The sequence below is a fragment of the Dyadobacter sp. CECT 9275 genome, from assembly GCF_907164905.1.
GTDB lineage: Bacteria > Bacteroidota > Bacteroidia > Cytophagales > Spirosomataceae > Dyadobacter > Dyadobacter helix.
Genome location: NZ_CAJRAF010000001.1, coordinates 772526 through 788982, shown reverse-complemented (window position 1 = coordinate 788982; position 16457 = coordinate 772526). Strand labels below are relative to the sequence as shown.

At 46.9% G+C, this 16457-nt stretch carries 14 protein-coding genes; 6 read left to right on the top strand and 8 right to left on the bottom strand.

Features of this window, described 5'->3' with window-relative positions:
* Positions 1-215: 215 nt before the first annotated feature.
* From KOE27_RS03145 to KOE27_RS03130, 4 genes are all read left to right on the top strand, one after another.
* Complete coding sequence (locus KOE27_RS03145; RefSeq protein ID WP_215237391.1) at positions 216-494, top strand: hypothetical protein; 279 nt, start codon at positions 216-218, stop codon at positions 492-494.
* Positions 481-1338 (top strand): sensor histidine kinase, encoded by an 858-nt coding sequence (locus tag KOE27_RS03140; protein WP_215237390.1) that lies wholly within the window; start codon positions 481-483, stop codon positions 1336-1338. Before KOE27_RS03145 ends, KOE27_RS03140 begins: the two co-directional genes overlap by 14 nt.
* A 79-nt stretch (positions 1339-1417) precedes the next feature.
* The gene (locus KOE27_RS03135) at positions 1418-2074 is read left to right on the top strand and encodes a response regulator transcription factor (protein WP_215237389.1); all 657 of its coding nucleotides are present in this window, start codon (positions 1418-1420) and stop codon (positions 2072-2074) included.
* 226 nt (positions 2075-2300) lie between these two features.
* Positions 2301-2981, top strand: a complete 681-nt coding sequence (locus tag KOE27_RS03130) for a type 1 glutamine amidotransferase domain-containing protein (protein ID WP_215237388.1) — start codon at positions 2301-2303, stop codon at positions 2979-2981.
* Between the two features lie 33 nt (positions 2982-3014).
* Here the strand turns inward: KOE27_RS03130 and rfbC are convergent, their stop codons facing one another.
* Positions 3015-3560, bottom strand: coding sequence for a dTDP-4-dehydrorhamnose 3,5-epimerase (gene rfbC / locus KOE27_RS03125; protein ID WP_215238354.1), 546 nt, complete (start codon positions 3558-3560; stop codon positions 3015-3017).
* 104 nt (positions 3561-3664) lie between these two features.
* Between rfbC and pyrF the strand changes: the two genes are divergently transcribed.
* Positions 3665-4495, top strand: coding sequence for an orotidine-5'-phosphate decarboxylase (pyrF, locus tag KOE27_RS03120; RefSeq protein WP_215237387.1), 831 nt, complete (start codon positions 3665-3667; stop codon positions 4493-4495).
* A gap of 42 nt (positions 4496-4537) precedes the next feature.
* Positions 4538-5767, top strand: coding sequence for a diaminopimelate decarboxylase (lysA, locus tag KOE27_RS03115; protein WP_215237386.1), 1230 nt, complete (start codon positions 4538-4540; stop codon positions 5765-5767).
* 82 nt (positions 5768-5849) lie between these two features.
* Here lysA and KOE27_RS03110 read toward each other — a convergent pair whose 3' ends face one another.
* From KOE27_RS03110 to KOE27_RS03080, 7 genes are all read right to left on the bottom strand, one after another.
* A complete protein-coding gene (locus KOE27_RS03110; protein ID WP_215237385.1) occupies positions 5850-7394 on the bottom strand; it encodes a sulfatase family protein in 1545 nt (514 codons plus the stop codon).
* A gap of 130 nt (positions 7395-7524) precedes the next feature.
* Complete coding sequence (locus KOE27_RS03105; protein WP_215237384.1) at positions 7525-8688, bottom strand: cellulase family glycosylhydrolase; 1164 nt, start codon at positions 8686-8688, stop codon at positions 7525-7527.
* 68 nt (positions 8689-8756) lie between these two features.
* Entirely contained in the window at positions 8757-9824 is a 1068-nt protein-coding gene (locus KOE27_RS03100) for a family 43 glycosylhydrolase (RefSeq protein WP_229252614.1), read from the bottom strand.
* Between the two features lie 19 nt (positions 9825-9843).
* On the bottom strand, positions 9844-10722 hold the full coding sequence (locus KOE27_RS03095; protein WP_229252613.1) for a sugar phosphate isomerase/epimerase family protein: 879 nt from the start codon (positions 10720-10722) through the stop codon (positions 9844-9846).
* A gap of 45 nt (positions 10723-10767) precedes the next feature.
* A complete protein-coding gene (locus KOE27_RS03090) occupies positions 10768-11886 on the bottom strand; it encodes a Gfo/Idh/MocA family protein (protein WP_215237383.1) in 1119 nt (372 codons plus the stop codon).
* Positions 11887-12030: 144 nt separating this feature from the next.
* Complete coding sequence (locus KOE27_RS03085; RefSeq protein WP_215237382.1) at positions 12031-12765, bottom strand: ThuA domain-containing protein; 735 nt, start codon at positions 12763-12765, stop codon at positions 12031-12033.
* 64 nt (positions 12766-12829) lie between these two features.
* Positions 12830-16363 (bottom strand): PVC-type heme-binding CxxCH protein, encoded by a 3534-nt coding sequence (locus KOE27_RS03080; RefSeq protein ID WP_215237381.1) that lies wholly within the window; start codon positions 16361-16363, stop codon positions 12830-12832.
* Positions 16364-16457: the final 94 nt, after the last annotated feature.

Below are 16457 nucleotides of genomic sequence, written 5' to 3'. Positions count from 1 at the left end.
TTTTTTTTAACATAAGCATCCCCGTCAGATATGCCCTATTGAGTTCTATGTTTGTAGTAAAAATTGAATCAAAACCCTTCCGGCTGTTGGTTGCTGGTTCAATATTTCTTAACTTTCTATTTTTCGCATGGGACCTTTTTCATGTAAATCCAGACATTTCGGATTTGCATGATCACAAGTTATTACTGTACTCACTGACGCTAGAGAGTGTACTGATGATATTCTGGATTCTGGTATATTTCCGTGAACTGATTCTGTCATTAAAAATTAACAACCTGCTGGCCTATCCTTTTTTCTGGGTATGCTCAGGATTGCTGTTGTATTACTCCAGCTTCGTGTTTATAGCGCCCATATTCCATTACACATTCAGATGGGACAACTTTGTTGATATCGGTTTCATGGAATATATCCCTAATATTTTTGAAATCATTAGTATGTTATTCATTGCAATCGGTGTTTATTACCACTCTATTAATAATTATGCAAAACATTGAGGAGCTGAAACTTGCACTGCTCATTGCTTCCATTGCAATGCTGATGATGGCATTTTTTGTTATCTCATTTGTGATGTATTATCAGAAAAGAAAATTCGAGGAAGAAAAAAAGCTGAACGACATCGAAAAAAATTACAGTCGGCTGCTGCTGGATACCGCACTCAACTCCGAAGAAACCGAACGCAGGCGTATCGCGCAGGATCTGCATGACGACATCGGTACTATGTTATCGCTGACCAAGCTGAGCCTCAATCAACTCAGTAAACTGGTGGCCGAATCGGGTGTGAAAGAAGACCAGATCATGCGGAAATCCCAGTCTCTGGTAGAAGAAACCATTCTGCACGTGCGCCGCATCACGCGTGACCTGGTACCCACAACCCTGGAAAGGTTCGGCCTTGCGGATGCGATCTCCGAGTTCATCAATAAACTGGAAGAAGGTAACCAACTGACGATCACCTTCCATTCTAACGCTGATGATTTCCCCCGGCAGGGCCAGAAGATAGAGTTAACTCTTTACCGTATCATGCAGGAACTGGTTAACAATGCCATTAAACACTCCAGATGCTCTAAAATTGCCATATCACTGGAAGTTAACCATAAGCATATCAACCTTCGGGTAACAGACAACGGGATTGGTTTTGACCCTGAGCAAATAAAAGACAACAACCTGGCCGGACTGGGCCTGCTGGGAATTGAAAGCCGGCTGGCTATCGTGAACGGGACCGTTCAGTATGAAAGGCCCGAACAAGGAGGATCCAGCGCTCTTGCGCAGGTTCCGGTGGCGCCGGTTACCGAAACCAGGCCCGAACCATTACACCCATTCCGCAGAGAACGCATTCTTTAATTTCAGCTAAGTTGAGTAAATTGCAAAGGCTAAGCAGCAGCATCCGGCCAAGCCCCATGATTATTTAATAAGAATCCTGATGAAAGTATTAAAATTAGGCATCGCAGATGACCATGAATTGTTCCGCAAAGGATTTATTTCTATGCTGAGCGGCATCCCTGATTTTAATTTCGTATTGGAAGCGGCCAACGGACAGGAACTGCTTGACAAACTGCCGGACAACACGCCCGATATTATCTTTATGGATCTGCAGATGCCCGTAATGGATGGTATCCAGGCAACCGAGCTAGCTTTCGAACGCTTTCCGGAGATTAAGGTAATTGTTGTTTCCATGTATAATGAGGATCGCTTTGTGATCCATATGCTTGAAAAAGGCGTACAAGGATACCTGTTAAAAGACACCAGCCCGGATGAAGTGGAAAAAGCGATCCGCCGTGTAGCAGAAGAAGGATTTTACTACAACGATTTTGTTTCCAAGGCCATGCACCGTAAAATGGTAAATCGCCAGCCCAATAAACATCCTTTTTTCCCCAATGCTTGTAATGTAGCACTGTCTTCGCGTGAGCAGGAAGTTTTACAACTGATCTGTGACGGGTTATCTACGGTGGAAATCAGCGAAAAGTTATTCATCAGCGTACGTACCGTGGAAGGACACAGGCTGAGGGTATTGGAAAAAACCGGCACTAAAACCACTGCCGCCGCCGTGGCCTTTGCTTACAAAAACCAGTTATTGTAAACTTACCTTAGCCATCCAAGGCTTCTCTTTATTTGCCTCTGCCTCGCCAACCGGACTTTACCAAAAAACCTTCCAAACCTGTATACTGCCCGTTCAGCAGAAATGATTCTGATTTATCCGGTATGAATACCCCAAGTGAACCCAAATTCTGGTATATTTCACCGATTGTTACCAGGTTTCAGTTCCCTGGTTAAACCGGGTTTTCAAAAACCAAATCTGCCATGCCATGAAAGTACTCATTGTCTGTACCAACCACGATTCCTATCCGTCGAAAACAGGTAAAACCGGCCTGTGGCTCAATGAACTGACGCACTTTTATGATTGTATGGTCAAACGGCGTTTATTGGTTGACATTGTAAGCCCCCAGGGAGGAGAAATTCCTATGGACGAACGAAGCCTTGATCTGAAAGACGAGATCAATCTTCAATATTCAGAGGATCAGGCATTTCAGTTTAAAATTAAAAATTCCCTAAGCCCCTCTCAAATCAACGCGGGAGATTACCGCCTGATCTATTTCGCGGGCGGACATGGCGCAATGTGGGATCTGACCGACCACAAAGGACTTCAGGAAATAACCCAGAAAATATACGAAAATGGCGGAATGGTAACCGCCGTCAGCCATGGAGTTTGCGGGCTCATCAATGTGCGCCTGTCCGACGGCACCTACCTGCTGCAGGACAAATACCTTACCGGATTTACCAGCATGGAAGAAACACTGATGAGCCTGGTGAGTGAAGTACCCTTTTATCTGGAAGACGTCCTTAAGGAACGCGGGGCACATTTCACCAAATCTGTAATACCATTTATCGAGTACATCGAAATGGACGAGCGGCTTATTACCGGGCAGAATCCCAACTCCGCCAAAAAAGTTGCATCAAAAGCCCTGGAAGAGCTTTTTGAAAAATAGGCGGGCGAGCTGATAAAATCAATCCCCGGCGTCTCAGAGGTCTTGTTTACTGAATAAAGATTTGAAGGTAGGAAGGAGTAGGTCCTTTTCAGAAACAATAGGATTCGCCACGCCCCAGTCTATATTCAGGGAAGGATCATTCCATAAAATTCCCGACTCGCTTTGCTTGTTGTATACGTTAGTACATTTGTAGCTAAAAATGGAATCTTCCAGCGCAGCAAAACCGTGCGCAAAACCCTCCGGGATATATGCCATGTTATTACGTTCTCCGGTTAATTCAAAAACCTCGTACTTTCCAAAAGTCGGGGATTCAGGACGAATATCCACGGCAACATCCAACACCCGGCCGGAAATAACCCTCACCAATTTGCCTTGGGCAAAAGGCGCATTTTGAAAATGTAACCCGCGAACAACTCCTTTTTTAGAGAAAGACTGGTTATCCTGAACAAAGTTGGTGGGCAAACCGTACTGTTCAAACGAAGCACTATTGAAGGATTCAAAAAACAGCCCCCTTTCGTCTTCAAAAATTCTTGGAGTAAACTCAATCAAACCTGAAATCGATGTTTCCCGGATGTGCATGGGTGTTATGTTGGTTTTATTGCTGAACGTTATCATTTTATATCTGCACAAATTTATGAATCTATTGGCAGACGTTGTAATTTCGGCGCAATATTTAAAATATCATGACTTACGAAGCGCTTTTTGAACAGATTTTAACCAAGAGATCCTATCTCTGTGTTGGTCTTGACACTGATATTAAAAAAATCCCGTCTCACCTGCTGAAAGAACAGGACCCCATTTTTGCCTTTAACAAACAGATCATAGATGCTACTGCGGAATATTGCGTTTCCTACAAACCCAATATTGCATTTTACGAAGCATTAGGTGCAAAGGGTTGGGAAAGTCTGCAGAAAACAATTGAGTACATCCCAAAAAGCCATTTTACCATTGCAGATGCAAAAAGGGGAGATATCGGAAACACCTCAGGACTATATGCCCGCACTTTTTTTGACCCCAAATCTTCCGGACTCGACTTTGATGCTGTAACAGTAGCACCTTATATGGGAAGCGATTCCGTACTCCCATTCCTGGAATTTGAAGAAAAATGGGTGATACTGCTCGCGCTTACCTCCAATGCAGGAAGTTCAGATTTTCAGCGATTGAAAACAGAAAACGGGGCCTTGTTTGAAGAAGTACTTCGAATATCACAAACGTGGGCCGGTGCCGACAGGATGATCTATGTTGTTGGCGCCACTCAGACACAGGACATTGCGCATATCCGGACCATTGCTCCCGCACATTTCCTGCTGGTTCCTGGTGTGGGTGCACAAGGAGGAAACCTTGAGGAAGTTTCCCGTTTTGGCATGAACAAATCATGCGGCCTGCTCGTCAACGCGTCCCGAAGTATCATATATGCTGGTAATGGTGTAGATTTTGCCCTCCATGCCGGATTGGAGGCAAAGAAACTCCAGGAGGAAATGTCGGTGTATCTGGACAAATATCTGACCGCCTGAGGGCGGTTCTGACAATAAAAACAAGAATTACAATTTGAAATAATGCAGCTCTCAGAAAACAATACCTATCAAATACAAGGCATTAGCCCGTCAGAACTGATAGAAACTTACGGCAGCCCGTTGTATGTTTATGACGGTGGCACCATCCGCCGCAAAGTGGCAGAACTGCAGGAGGCCTTCTCTTCGGTGAACATGAAAATCAAATATGCCTGTAAAGCCAATACCAACCTTTCTATTCTCCGGCTGATGCGGGAAATTGGTGTAGAACTGGATGTAGTCTCACCCGGGGAATTTGAAATGGGGCGGCTTGCCGGGTACGACGCAGGCCAGATCACCTTTACCCCCAGCGGTGTTCCTTTCCATGAGGTGAAGGAGGCAGTAGAAGCAGGTGCTTTGGTTAATGTAGACAGTATACCCCTTCTGGAGTGGTTCGGAAAGACTTATGGCAGTACTAAACCCTGCCTGATCCGGATCAAACCGAATGTGGCTGCGGGTGGAAATGCCAAGATCATGACCGCACATGCCGACTCCAAATTCGGAATTTCGGTATTATTAATTGAGCAGATACTGGAAGTTGTAAACCGTTACGGCATTAAAGTGATCGGTTTGCACCAGCACACCGGTTCCGACATTAAGGATGCCGAACCTTTCATCCAGGTTGCAGATATCCTCTTTGAAACCGCCAAACGTTTCCCAGACCTTCAGATCGTTGACCTTGGCGGCGGATTTAAGGTATCCTACAAGCCGGGCGACGAAATAACCGACATGCATTTACTTGGTACCAAAATCTCAGAGCGTTTCAAAAAATTCTGTGCCGAGTATGGGCGTGAGTTGCAGCTTTGGTTTGAACCTGGTAAATTCCTGGTAAGCGAGTCAGGATACCTGCTTACTACCACAACGGTTGTCAAGGAGGATCCGGCACGTAATTTTGTCCATGTCGACACCGGCCTCAACCACCTGATCCGCCCGATGATGTACGGCTCCTATCATCATATACTTAATACCTCCAATCCGGGAGGAACCGAAAAGACATACAATGTGGTGGGGTACATCTGTGAAACTGACACTTTTGCATCAGACCGCACACTTTCGGAGGTTCGTCCGGGTGATATTCTGGTTATGCTGAATGCAGGGGCTTATGGCTACACGATGAGCTCTCATTATAACGCCAGATTCAGGCCAGCTGAAGTACTGGTAGACCACGGCTCCGCAAAGCTCATCAGAAGGCGTGAATCTTTAAAGGATCTGCTCGGTACACAGGACGGACTATAGAGGTTCCCATTTTTTGTAAACGGCTGCCCCTTACGGCTCCCGTTTACAAAAAATGACTACAAAAAAAACGTTCAGTATCAAACTAATACCGGCTCCTGCCAGCTTCTCTGATTTTATCCAGCTCTTCCTGCATCAGTTTTACTTTGTTCCGGTTTTGGGCAGCAACATTGCTTTTTTCACCCAGGTCCTTGCCCAGGTCATACAACTGCGGTTTTTTGTCATTACCGGTTTCGGTACCCGTCAGAGGCATATAAGCAATTCCATCACTTGGCTCAATATACTTCCAGTTTCCCTTTTTAAGGGCTAATGTACCTCCCTGTAACACGAGTGACTCACGCCCTTTTACCGGCTTTGCAAGGAAAGCATCTATCTGATTAAAGCTATCGGGCGCATCTTCAAAAGAAAGTTTTTGTTGCAACAAAGCCGCAAAGGAAGACAGCATGTCTATCTGGCACACCAATGCGTCAGTTTCAGTTCCGGCTTTGATTACCCTGGGCCATCTTGCCAGGAACGGAACCCTCGTCCCTCCCTCAAACGCACTGTATTTACCGCCCCGCAGGCTACCGGCCGGCTTATGGCCCTTGGCAAGCTCAACAGCTTTATCGGCGTAGCCATCGTCCAGTACGGGGCCATTATCACTTGAAAAAATAATCAGGGTATGCTCGGTTAGTTTGAGGTCATCCAGCTTCTTAAGAATTTCCCCTACTGTCCAGTCCATCTGTAATATTACATCTCCCCGCAGGCCCATGCCACTTTTGCCTTTAAACTGGGTACTTGGCATCCTCGGTACGTGAATATCATTTAATGAAAAATAAAGAAAAAACGGATTTGCTTTGTTCTCTTCTATAAAAGACTCAGCCTTGTTCAAAAAGACCAGCCCTATTTCTTCGTCTGTCCAGCGGGCCTGTTTGCCTCCTTTCATAAAGCCAATCCTCCCGATACCATTCACAATCGTGTTATTATGCCCATGGTTGGGAGATGCGGGTAGTTTAAGCAATTCAGGATGCTCGGCCCCTGTGGGTTCGTTTCCTATCTTTTTAGCATAATCTACTTCAATGGGATCATCGGGGTCCAGCCCTACCACTTCGTGATTCTCCATAAAAACAGTTGGAACGCGGTCCGAAGTGGCTGGAAAATAAAAGGCATAATCAAAGCCAACTTCGTTGGGCCCGGTTGAAACGGGTTTGTTCCAGTTGATCTGCTTATTAGTCTTTCCCAATCCCAGATGCCACTTCCCCACGGCCCCGGTTTTATATCCAGCATTCTGAAAAAGTGAGGGAAGCGTAAGCCGGTCGGTAGGGATAATCAGAGAGGCATCCCCGGGTAAAACACCAGTACCTTTTCGGCGCCAGGGATATTCGCCAGTCATCAGGGCATAACGGGATGGTGTACAGGTAGCAGACGACGCATGAGCATTCGTAAACCGTGCCCCCTCCTTAGCCAGCCGGTCCAGATTGGGTGTACTGATTCTGGTCGCTCCATAACAGCTCAGGTCACCGTAGCCAACGTCATCGGCATATATAAAAATGACGTTAGGTTTCTGAGCTTTCTTTTGTGCGAAAAGAACAACGCCGGGGAAAGCAAGTATGAATGTAAAAGAAAGGAAAAAGAATTTGAATATTTTCATTAGCAAGGTCAAGTACTTCCGCAAAAAAAAGACCTCACACAACCTTTTTTACTACCTGAAAAGAGGCAAATAAAAAACCTTCTTAACCGGCAGTGTACCGTTAAGAAGGTTTTTAAACAAGCTGATTATCTTACTTGGAAGCCGTCAGCTCCTTAATCAGATCCACTTCTGCTTGTCTGTAAGGTGTACCATCTTTTCTGAAGATATCATGAAACCACAATTCAGGTTCTTTTGTATAGGTCTTTTTCCAGCTGTCCCATGGGTATATCGTTTGCGACTTGCCATCTACCAACCCCCAGTTAATGGCCCCTACGTTGTACTTCCTGGCAATCGGTAGTGAGCCTTCAAAGAAACTGCCATTCCCGCGCGACATATACTCTGTGCAGATCATCGGACGGTCGTACTGCTGAAGCTGCTTGATTCTCTTTTCGAATTCGGCGGCATTTTCATAGTTATGGAAAGAAACCACGTCCGACTCGTCGATCATCAGTTTTTCAATTGGCTTGAGCGTTTCGTACGATGTCCAGTCTCCTGCCCACAACCCTGAGGTAAGCGGCTGAGAAGGGTTTACCGATCGGGCCCAGCCGAAGGAGCTTTTTAATAGAGGCAACACGTAATCCACTTTATTGGGAAGCTCCACTTTGCCATAAGAGCTGTTATTGGTATTGTCGGGTTCGTTCCAGATATCCCATGCCAGGATACGGTCATCACCTGCAAATTTACCGACAACACCTTTTACATATTTTTCGAGGCGCGGGTATTGCGTACTGTCTTTCAGGGCTTCAAAACCAGGGCTTTGCACCCATCCCGAATTGTGAACTCCAGGTTTGGGAGCACGCTGCGGCCCTAATTTCGGGAAAGGATCCCAGCAGGAATCAAACAAAACAAACAAGGGCCTGATCTTATGTTTTGCGGCAATGTCCAGAAAAACGTCGAGGCGCTTGTAAAAACCGGTTGAATCCTGCTCATAAAGAAGATCATGCAGATATACCCTCATGGTATTCATCCCGATACCTGCCGCCCAGCCTAGTTCGCGGTTGATGGTGGCGGTGTCGAAGGATGCCTCCTGGAACATTTCCAGCTGGTTAATCGCCGTGCTTGGCAGGAAGTCGGCTCCCACAAGCCATCCCTGTTGGCCGTACCATTGTTTGGCTTGCTCTTTGGTCCAAATCTCCCGTTTGGCAGGCTGCCCGGCCGCTGCACTTTCCTCTTTCTCGCTGTCGGCCTTTTTGGAACAGTTCTGGAATAAAACAAGCGCTGCCAGTGCCCATAGTGTCGTTTTTAATAGTTTCATTCGTTCAGATTTATTTAGAATTGTCGTGTTGAATAAGGTCAGAAATTGATTTTCGCGGTATCTATCTTTTAAAACGTAGGTGCATTTTGCTCTATGATTCCGGGCTGCTGGTTTTTGATTTCCGGCCAGCCGTTTTTCCATGTTATTTTGTCAAGCATTAGTACCCGTCGGTTGGCTCCACTGGGCACCTTCGGTTGCTTCACATCAATAGCATGATATAACATCCAATCCTGTCCATTTTTATCGGTTATGATTCTGGAATTATGCCCCGGACCAGCAACGGTCTCGGTCCGGTGAAGCAGGAGCGTACCCGCCCCTCTTTCCTTCAACGGTTTTCCCTCTTGGTCGAGATAGGGTCCGGCAAGTTTTTGAGACCTTCCTACACGAACCTGGTATTTGCTTTTTTCAGCATCACAGCAATTCTCTTTTGACCCGAAAAAATAATAATATCCGTTTCTCCGGTGTATCATCACCGCCTCAAAGTCTCCTGCTGCCACTTTAAACTTTTTGCCCAGGTCCGGCACCGACTTTCCATCACCGGCAAGTTCAACACCAAAGGTACCCTGGTTAGAAGCGTTGGAATAACTCCCCCAAAAAATATACTTCCTGCCGGCGTCTTCCAGGTAGAACGGATCTATTGAATTCGGGACATTCACTTCCAAACTGAGAAAGAGCTTACCCTGATCCTGGAACGGACCTGTAACCGAATCGGCCACTGCTAATCCGATACCGGGGTCAGTATCTCCCCAGGTAGAAAAGGCATAATAAAGATGATACCTGCCATTCACCCTGGCAATATCCGGAGCCCATATCCCTCCTTTTTCTTTCCAGGATGGCTTTTTTATGAATGCATCCTTCAGGAAGGTCCAGCGGGTAAGATTCCGGGAACGCAGGATTGGAACCAAATGAGCACCTTTTCCATCTCCCCAGTCATCCATGGTACCAAAGGCGTAAAACCAGCCATCTGTTCCCCTGATTACCGACGGATCCGCCAGTACGGGTTCAAAAACCGGATTGGTATACTTTGCAGAATCGGCGGGATCAAAAGCTGCTCCGGGTATTGCTATTGTCCTGATAATACCAGATTCCCCTAAAAAAGAAAGGATCAGCAGCAACGAAAACAGGACGTTCATCATATCACCATGATAGAACTCTTCATGAAAACAGGCTCTTATAAAACAAAAGTCCCTCGCTGGCAAGTTCATCGGCACTGTTGGCCAGCGGGCGCCAGATGCAGGCGGCCCGAGCCAGTTCTTTAGAAGGCTGCCCGAAGGTTTCAATAACCACAGCTCCCTCATACCCGATATCCGTCAGAGCTTCTTTGATCCCTTGCCATTCCAGATGCCCGGTTCCAGGTGTACCACGGTCGCTTTCGTTACCCTGAACATGACAAAGCAGTTCCTTGCCGATTTTTCTGATCGAAGCGGGGATATCCTTTTCCTCGATATTCGAGTGGAAAGTATCCAGAACAATCTTCAGGTTTGGGCTGGAAACCTCGTTGACGATCGACAGAGCCTGGTCTACCGTGTTGACCATATCCGTTTCAAACCGGTTAAGCGGTTCCAGGCCAACCACCACGCCATAATCAGACGCTATTTTTCCAACCTCTGCCAGGGTTTCAACGCACCAGGCACGCTCCTGTTTTTTCTGTTCCTCTGAAACTAGCCTGGTTTTTCCCACAGCGGAATATACCGGTCCACCGAAAACAGGGCTCTCAACATCCGCAGCAATTTTGATACAGTCAACGATATACTGTTTTCCCAACTGGCGGAACTGCGGGTTTGTACTGGAAATATCCCGCTCTTCACCGAAAGCGCCGCTGATGGTGATTTTCAGATCCAGATCACGGGCCACCGTTTTCATTGACCGCCAGTCTATAATACTGGTATCTTCTACGGCTATTTCAATGATGTCATAGCCCATATTTTTTACTTTGGTAAGCAAATCGATATTTGCCGTGGAAAACGGAGATACCCATATAAATGTACTGGCACCGAATAACATATCTGTTGGAATTTTAATTATAATGGCCATAGGTTAACCCATGGCTCAAATGTTGCGGGCCTATGGGCCTAAGTTTTATTCTTCAAAACTTGGCACATCCACCCTGATCCCGCCATTCATGGCCGACTCGTGCGCGCAAATTCCGGCGCAGGTATAGTTTGCTGCCAGTGCAGCATCAACGGCAGAGTCTCGCCCTTCAATAATGGCTGCTACAAATTCCTGCACCAAATGGGGGTGCGATCCGCCGTGTCCGGCTCCCTGCAGAAACGATACGTGATTGGGGTCATCAATTTTCTCACGTTTGGTAAAATGTTTGATCGGCTCAATCAAAAGCTCATCCGTATCCGGAACATCCACCCGTTTGGCGTTTTCGCCGCCATCAAAAATGATATGACTTTCGTCCTGAAGTTGCTCCCATTCAAACGACATTTTGGTCCCGTATACATCATAACTCTCACGATACTGCCGTACCACATCAAAAAGCGAACGCGTGGCCTCTGCTACAACATCCGAATTTTTCAGGGTGAAAGTGGCCGTTTCTACCGCAAAAGGCGACCCATAGCGACTGGCCAGATCATCGGAAAGCCTCCCTGAGCCATGACATACTACGGTTTCGGCAATAGTATTATTTATTTTCAACAAGGGGGATATGGCGTGTGTACCGTTCAACATCGGAGGATATCCCTTCCAGTATTCACCCCATCCTTCCATGCTCATATCCTGAATATGCGAGCCGCGGACAAACTGTATCCGCCCCAGCTCACCGGTTTCGGCCAGCTTCAGACCATATAGAAACTCCCGGGTATACAGCGCTGTTTCCATCATCATGTATACTTTTTTTGCCTTTCTTTTTGCATCCACAATAGCGATACAATCCTCTTTGGTCATCGCCATAGGGATGGTACAAGCCGTATGTTTTCCTGCATTCAACGACGCCAGTGTCATTCGGGCATGTTCGGGAACAGGTGTTACAATGTGAATGGCATCTACATCTTCTCTTGCGGGAATGTCTTCAAAATGCTCGAAAACCAGGTCTTCATCCAGATTGAATTTAGCAGCCAGTTCATCACGGGTTTGTTTGCTGCGCGTACAAATTCCAACCGCCTTAATATTTGGGTGGCTCTGATAAATAGGAATAAATTCTTTTCCAAAACCCATCCCTACAATGACTACTGTGATTTGCTTCTGACTCATGTTTTCTATCTTATTTGGTAATGAATGATTTTATTGGTTATGAATTCCATTACATGCATGTTAGGGGCTCATAGGCTTCATGGGCGTTGCCCATGGTTAAGGGATTAGGCCCTTTCAGGGCAAACCCCTTCAATCTAAACTGTATCACCTGCCCGCGGCCCACTTAACGGCATTTCTTAAAATCGTTTGGTAAGATTCCAGCGTATGCGACGCTGCATCGTGCCCCAGGGCGATACCTACGATCCTCCCCTTTGGATATTTCACGACAAACAGGCTAGGGAAAACTTTATCCGAATCTGCCGCTTTGGCCGTTGCCAGTACCTCAACCGGCGTTCCGGTTTTGTCCGGTATGAAATAGTACAATTCATCGTCAAGATGAAACGTGGACGGTATTCCTTTGGTCACAGGGTGTTTGGGATTGGTGATGGTTACGTCAAACGGCCCGTATTTGTTGTGCCCTCTTGATCCTCCGCCCACAAGTTTTTGATTGTATTCCGGCCAGTCTTTCCAGTTGTACCAGATGGCCGGATGCGCCAGCACCAAGCCTTTTCCGGCATCGGCAAATGCAAAAATGGCCTTGCGGGTGGCTGCATCGCTGATCGGCTGATTATTTGCAAGAAGAAGTACATCTATATCCGGTAATTTCGACAGGATAGTGGTTGGATCACTGGTATACTCAACCGTCGCCAGACCGCCTTTCTGAAGCGTGGACACATCTTCCCCCTTGTACCACCTGTCAAAATCATGGGAAGCACCGCCACCTACCAATAATACCCGGACGGGCCTTTTCTTTTTCGGGGTTAGAGTACCGCTTGCATGAGCTACCCCCAAGCCCATAATCATGATAAAAACAAGGCAGGCTTTTAGTGAATGGATCATCTCTTATAAAAGTTAATTCAGAAAAAAATTAGATTGACAACAAAACCGGGCACATTATCCGGGTTTATTTGGTAACTCTTAAAATTCCATTCATCCCCCGCCAATGCCCCGGAAAGGTACATACATAGGGATAATCTCCCGGGGTAGCGGGCACTGTAAATTCGAGGGTCACAGTTTCGCCGGAATTGACCAGCCTGGTAGAAAACAGTACTTCCGGCATTTTGGGAACATAACTTTTTTCGGCTGCCTTCGGGTCAGACAGCATCTCGTCAGCTGCTTTACCCACCTTTTGCAGAGTCCCAGGTTTAATGATTAAAAGATTGTGCTGCATGCCATCAGGGTTTTCAAGGTTAATCACCACCTTTTGCCCGGCTTTTACACTGATCAGCTTTTTATCATATTGCATAATTTCCTTTTCCACTTTCAAATCAATGATGAGAGCATTAGCTGGTTTTGAGGTCGACGTATTTCCGGTGGTCGTCTCGGGGGAAGTTTTGCTTTCGTCAGGCCTGTTAAGCTCAAGCGACGCCTTCTGAAAATTTCCCACAAAACCGAAACGCCCTTCATAACTACCCAGCTTGTCTTCTCCTTCCACATCCTCTCCCGTACGGACCGAGCCTGAAAGCGGCGCCGCAAATAACATGTGAGCCTTACCCTGCGCTACCAGTTTTCCATCTATTTCAATGCCGATATTTCCCCCTTTAGTCAGCCTGGCCGCTACATCAAACTTGTCGGGCAGCGGTTCAGAAGTAGCCGCCTGGCTTATCATACCATGCTGTTTTACGGCCATGATCACTTTCCCGTCCTGAATATACAGGGCATATCCGCCATCCTTTCCACCTTGTCCGGCAATGAAACCCTTTAACGGTTTATCCTTAGCCTTTACCACACTGGCCCTGATCGTGATTTCTTTTCCGGCGACGTCCGGAGAAAACTGAAACGTATTTCTCCTGCCCAAAACGTAAGTCTCTTTTTTCAGGGCGTCCACGATCTGCGCACTGAAATCCGAACTGCGCGACCGCTTTGCAGCTGCTGCAATAAATCCTTTCTCATGGGTGACAGCCGCCGCCAAAATCGCTTTGGAGAGCCAGGCATCCTTCGCATTTCGTTCATCCAGAGAAGCTTCATAAAGTGCCTCCCCAATTTTATCGGAAGCTGGTACTTCGGTCAGGCTAAGAAATGCCGCCAGGCGGGTGTTCAGGCTTTTATCCTGCAGAAGTTGCTGAATTCCGCCAAAGCTCTTTTCATTTTTAGGCAAAACCATGGCTGCCGCCTTTCTGACCCCGGCGGCCGGATGTGTAAGTGCCTTATTCACCACGGCAAGCGCTTCGGTATTGGAGCCATCCAGCAGGCCCAGGCCATGCAGGGTCCAAAGGGCATGAACGGCTGGGCTATTCAATCCGATCTCATCGACCTTTGGGTTGTTAATAATTTTGTACAGATCAGGCGCAACGGATACTTTACCTGACTCCACCAACAAGCGCTGGGCAGTCATACGCCAGAACATATTATCGTTTTCGAGGGCAGCAACAAGGCCTGGCAGGTCTTCTTTGGAAAGCCTGAGGGATGTACCTGTTTTTGCATTTTTATAGATCACGCGGTATACCCTGCCATGGCTCAGGTCGCGCATGGGGCTGCTGAAAGCGTTTCCAGGACCATGCGGCTGTTCCTTAAACGGAATAATGAATTCGGCGGGAGACTGTGCCGGAACAAAAACATTGTGCTGAATAATGAAATTGTACCAGTCGGCTATCCACACGGCCCCATCAGGGCCAACTTCCGCCTGGACCGGTCCAAACCACTCATCGGAACTGGCCATAAAATTCCAGCCATCTTTTTCCTTAAAGCCTGCACCGTCCGGCTCAATAATGGATTTGTGTACCAAACGAATCGTTGGCTCGGTTACAAAGGCAATGCGGTTCCAATATTCTTTGGGAAAATTTCTGGCTGTGTAAAAACGGTGCCCGGCGGCAGAAGTAAATCCGCCTACCACATCCACCTGCCGCAGGTTGGGTGTCAACGCATGTGCGTCATAATGTCCGTCAATTTTCTGAACGGCCTGTATGGGATTACCGGCGTCAGCCACAACCCGCTGCAGATATTTGGCAGGCATGGAATAAAAAGCGCTGTGTGTATTATTAGCGGTGGAAAGAAAAACATTGTTATCCTCCGTAAAGCCCAGCCCCCAGGTATTGTTACTACTGTTGCCCAAAAACTCAAATTCCTTTCCGTCCGGTTTGAAATGATATACACCCTGCGGAAAACTGTAAGCCTTTCCGTTGATGGTACCCTTAAAACCAGAATATCCGTTTACCCCCCATATTTTATTATCAAAGCCATACATGAGGTTTGAAGGTCCTGCGTGGGTATCATTTTTTCCCCAGCCGGTCATGATCACCTCCCTTACGTCCGCTACATCGTCTCCATTGGTATCTTTCATGAACACGAAATCCGGTGCCATAGAAACAATGATACCCCCGTTTGAGAACACCATGCTCGTAGGTATATTGAGGTTGTCGGCAAAGGTGGTGAACTTATCCGCTTTTCCGTCGCCGTCAGTATCTTCGCAGATCTTGATACGGTCATTGGCAGCACCGTCTGTTTCTTTAAAGGTATTGGGGTAATCTACAGACTCCACCACCCATAATCTCCCGCGTTCATCCCAAGCCATCGCTATCGGATTGGTGATGTCAGGCTCGGCAGCAAAAAGTTTTATCTCAAAATCAGGAGGTATCTGAGTGAGTTTGTTGGATTCCGCAGGAGAAAGTGATTCCTGCATCTTAGGCACCATATGTCGTTTGGTGTAATGTGAAATCGTATCAGACTGATAGATGTCAACATTTGGGATTTTAAGGGCAGCGATCTGTCCGGCAACTTTGTCTCCGACGGCCCAGAGTACCCCGTTTCTTACCAAATCCAGAAATCCTTTGTTGGTCCAGGTACTGTCTTCATGACCGTAGGCGGTGTAAAAAACCCGCCCTTTTCCCTCATTACGCACCCAGGTATAGGGCTCCTGGTGATCGCCCTCCACTCTTTCACCCAGAATGATTTTATCCGGATTCAGATTTTTGTGAACGTAGGTTTCGTCAAAAGTTTCGAAGTCAGTTATTCCTTTCATCACCGGATGCCCGGGCTTTAGTATTACATTCCTGAAAGTTCCGGTTTTGTGCGAGGCAAACTGTCCGCCGATGGTTTTGATATACCAGGCCGAATTCCTGAAACAACCAGATGCCGAATGAAGGGGAATAAGTCCTTTTCCGCTTTCCACGAAGGCCTTCATGGCCGCCTCCTGTGCAGCTGGTAGCGAATCATGATTGGCGTAAATGATCAATCCATCATATTTGCTGAGATTTTCGGGATTGATATCTGCCAGATTTGCCGTGTACGACATATTGATTCCGCTCTGAAACAGTTTGATAGAAAGCCAGGGTGCATACTTGCCCGAATCATGATGTTTGCTGTTATGTCCAAGGAACAGGACTTCTGCCCGGCGCGCATTGACGGCTCCGCTTTTCCCGGCCGTACCGTTGTGTGTTCCGCTCTTTTGCGTACAGGATAAAACCAGGACTACCAGACTGAGGATTACTATCTTTTTCATTTTCAGATTTTAAATAAATCAACTATTGACTACTCTTCGAGAAGGGGACTTGCTAACTTATGATTTGGAAGATTCGCCGGTCAGAGGGCGAATC

Bases quoted from the DNA above. Each gene is read 5' to 3' on its own strand.
- KOE27_RS03145 (WP_215237391.1), top strand. From the start codon at position 216: ATGATATTCTGGATTCTGGTATATTTCCGTGAACTGATTCTGTCATTA.
- KOE27_RS03140 (WP_215237390.1), top strand. From the start codon at position 481: ATGCAAAACATTGAGGAGCTGAAACTTGCACTGCTCATTGCTTCCATT.
- KOE27_RS03135 (WP_215237389.1), top strand. From the start codon at position 1,418: ATGAAAGTATTAAAATTAGGCATCGCAGATGACCATGAATTGTTCCGC.
- KOE27_RS03130 (WP_215237388.1), top strand. From the start codon at position 2,301: ATGAAAGTACTCATTGTCTGTACCAACCACGATTCCTATCCGTCGAAA.
- rfbC (WP_215238354.1), bottom strand. From the start codon at position 3,560: ATGCACATCCGGGAAACATCGATTTCAGGTTTGATTGAGTTTACTCCA.
- pyrF (WP_215237387.1), top strand. From the start codon at position 3,665: ATGACTTACGAAGCGCTTTTTGAACAGATTTTAACCAAGAGATCCTAT.
- lysA (WP_215237386.1), top strand. From the start codon at position 4,538: ATGCAGCTCTCAGAAAACAATACCTATCAAATACAAGGCATTAGCCCG.
- KOE27_RS03110 (WP_215237385.1), bottom strand. From the start codon at position 7,394: ATGAAAATATTCAAATTCTTTTTCCTTTCTTTTACATTCATACTTGCT.
- KOE27_RS03105 (WP_215237384.1), bottom strand. From the start codon at position 8,688: ATGAAACTATTAAAAACGACACTATGGGCACTGGCAGCGCTTGTTTTA.
- KOE27_RS03100 (WP_229252614.1), bottom strand. From the start codon at position 9,824: ATGATGAACGTCCTGTTTTCGTTGCTGCTGATCCTTTCTTTTTTAGGG.
- KOE27_RS03095 (WP_229252613.1), bottom strand. From the start codon at position 10,722: ATGGCCATTATAATTAAAATTCCAACAGATATGTTATTCGGTGCCAGT.
- KOE27_RS03090 (WP_215237383.1), bottom strand. From the start codon at position 11,886: ATGAGTCAGAAGCAAATCACAGTAGTCATTGTAGGGATGGGTTTTGGA.
- KOE27_RS03085 (WP_215237382.1), bottom strand. From the start codon at position 12,765: ATGATCCATTCACTAAAAGCCTGCCTTGTTTTTATCATGATTATGGGC.
- KOE27_RS03080 (WP_215237381.1), bottom strand. From the start codon at position 16,363: ATGAAAAAGATAGTAATCCTCAGTCTGGTAGTCCTGGTTTTATCCTGT.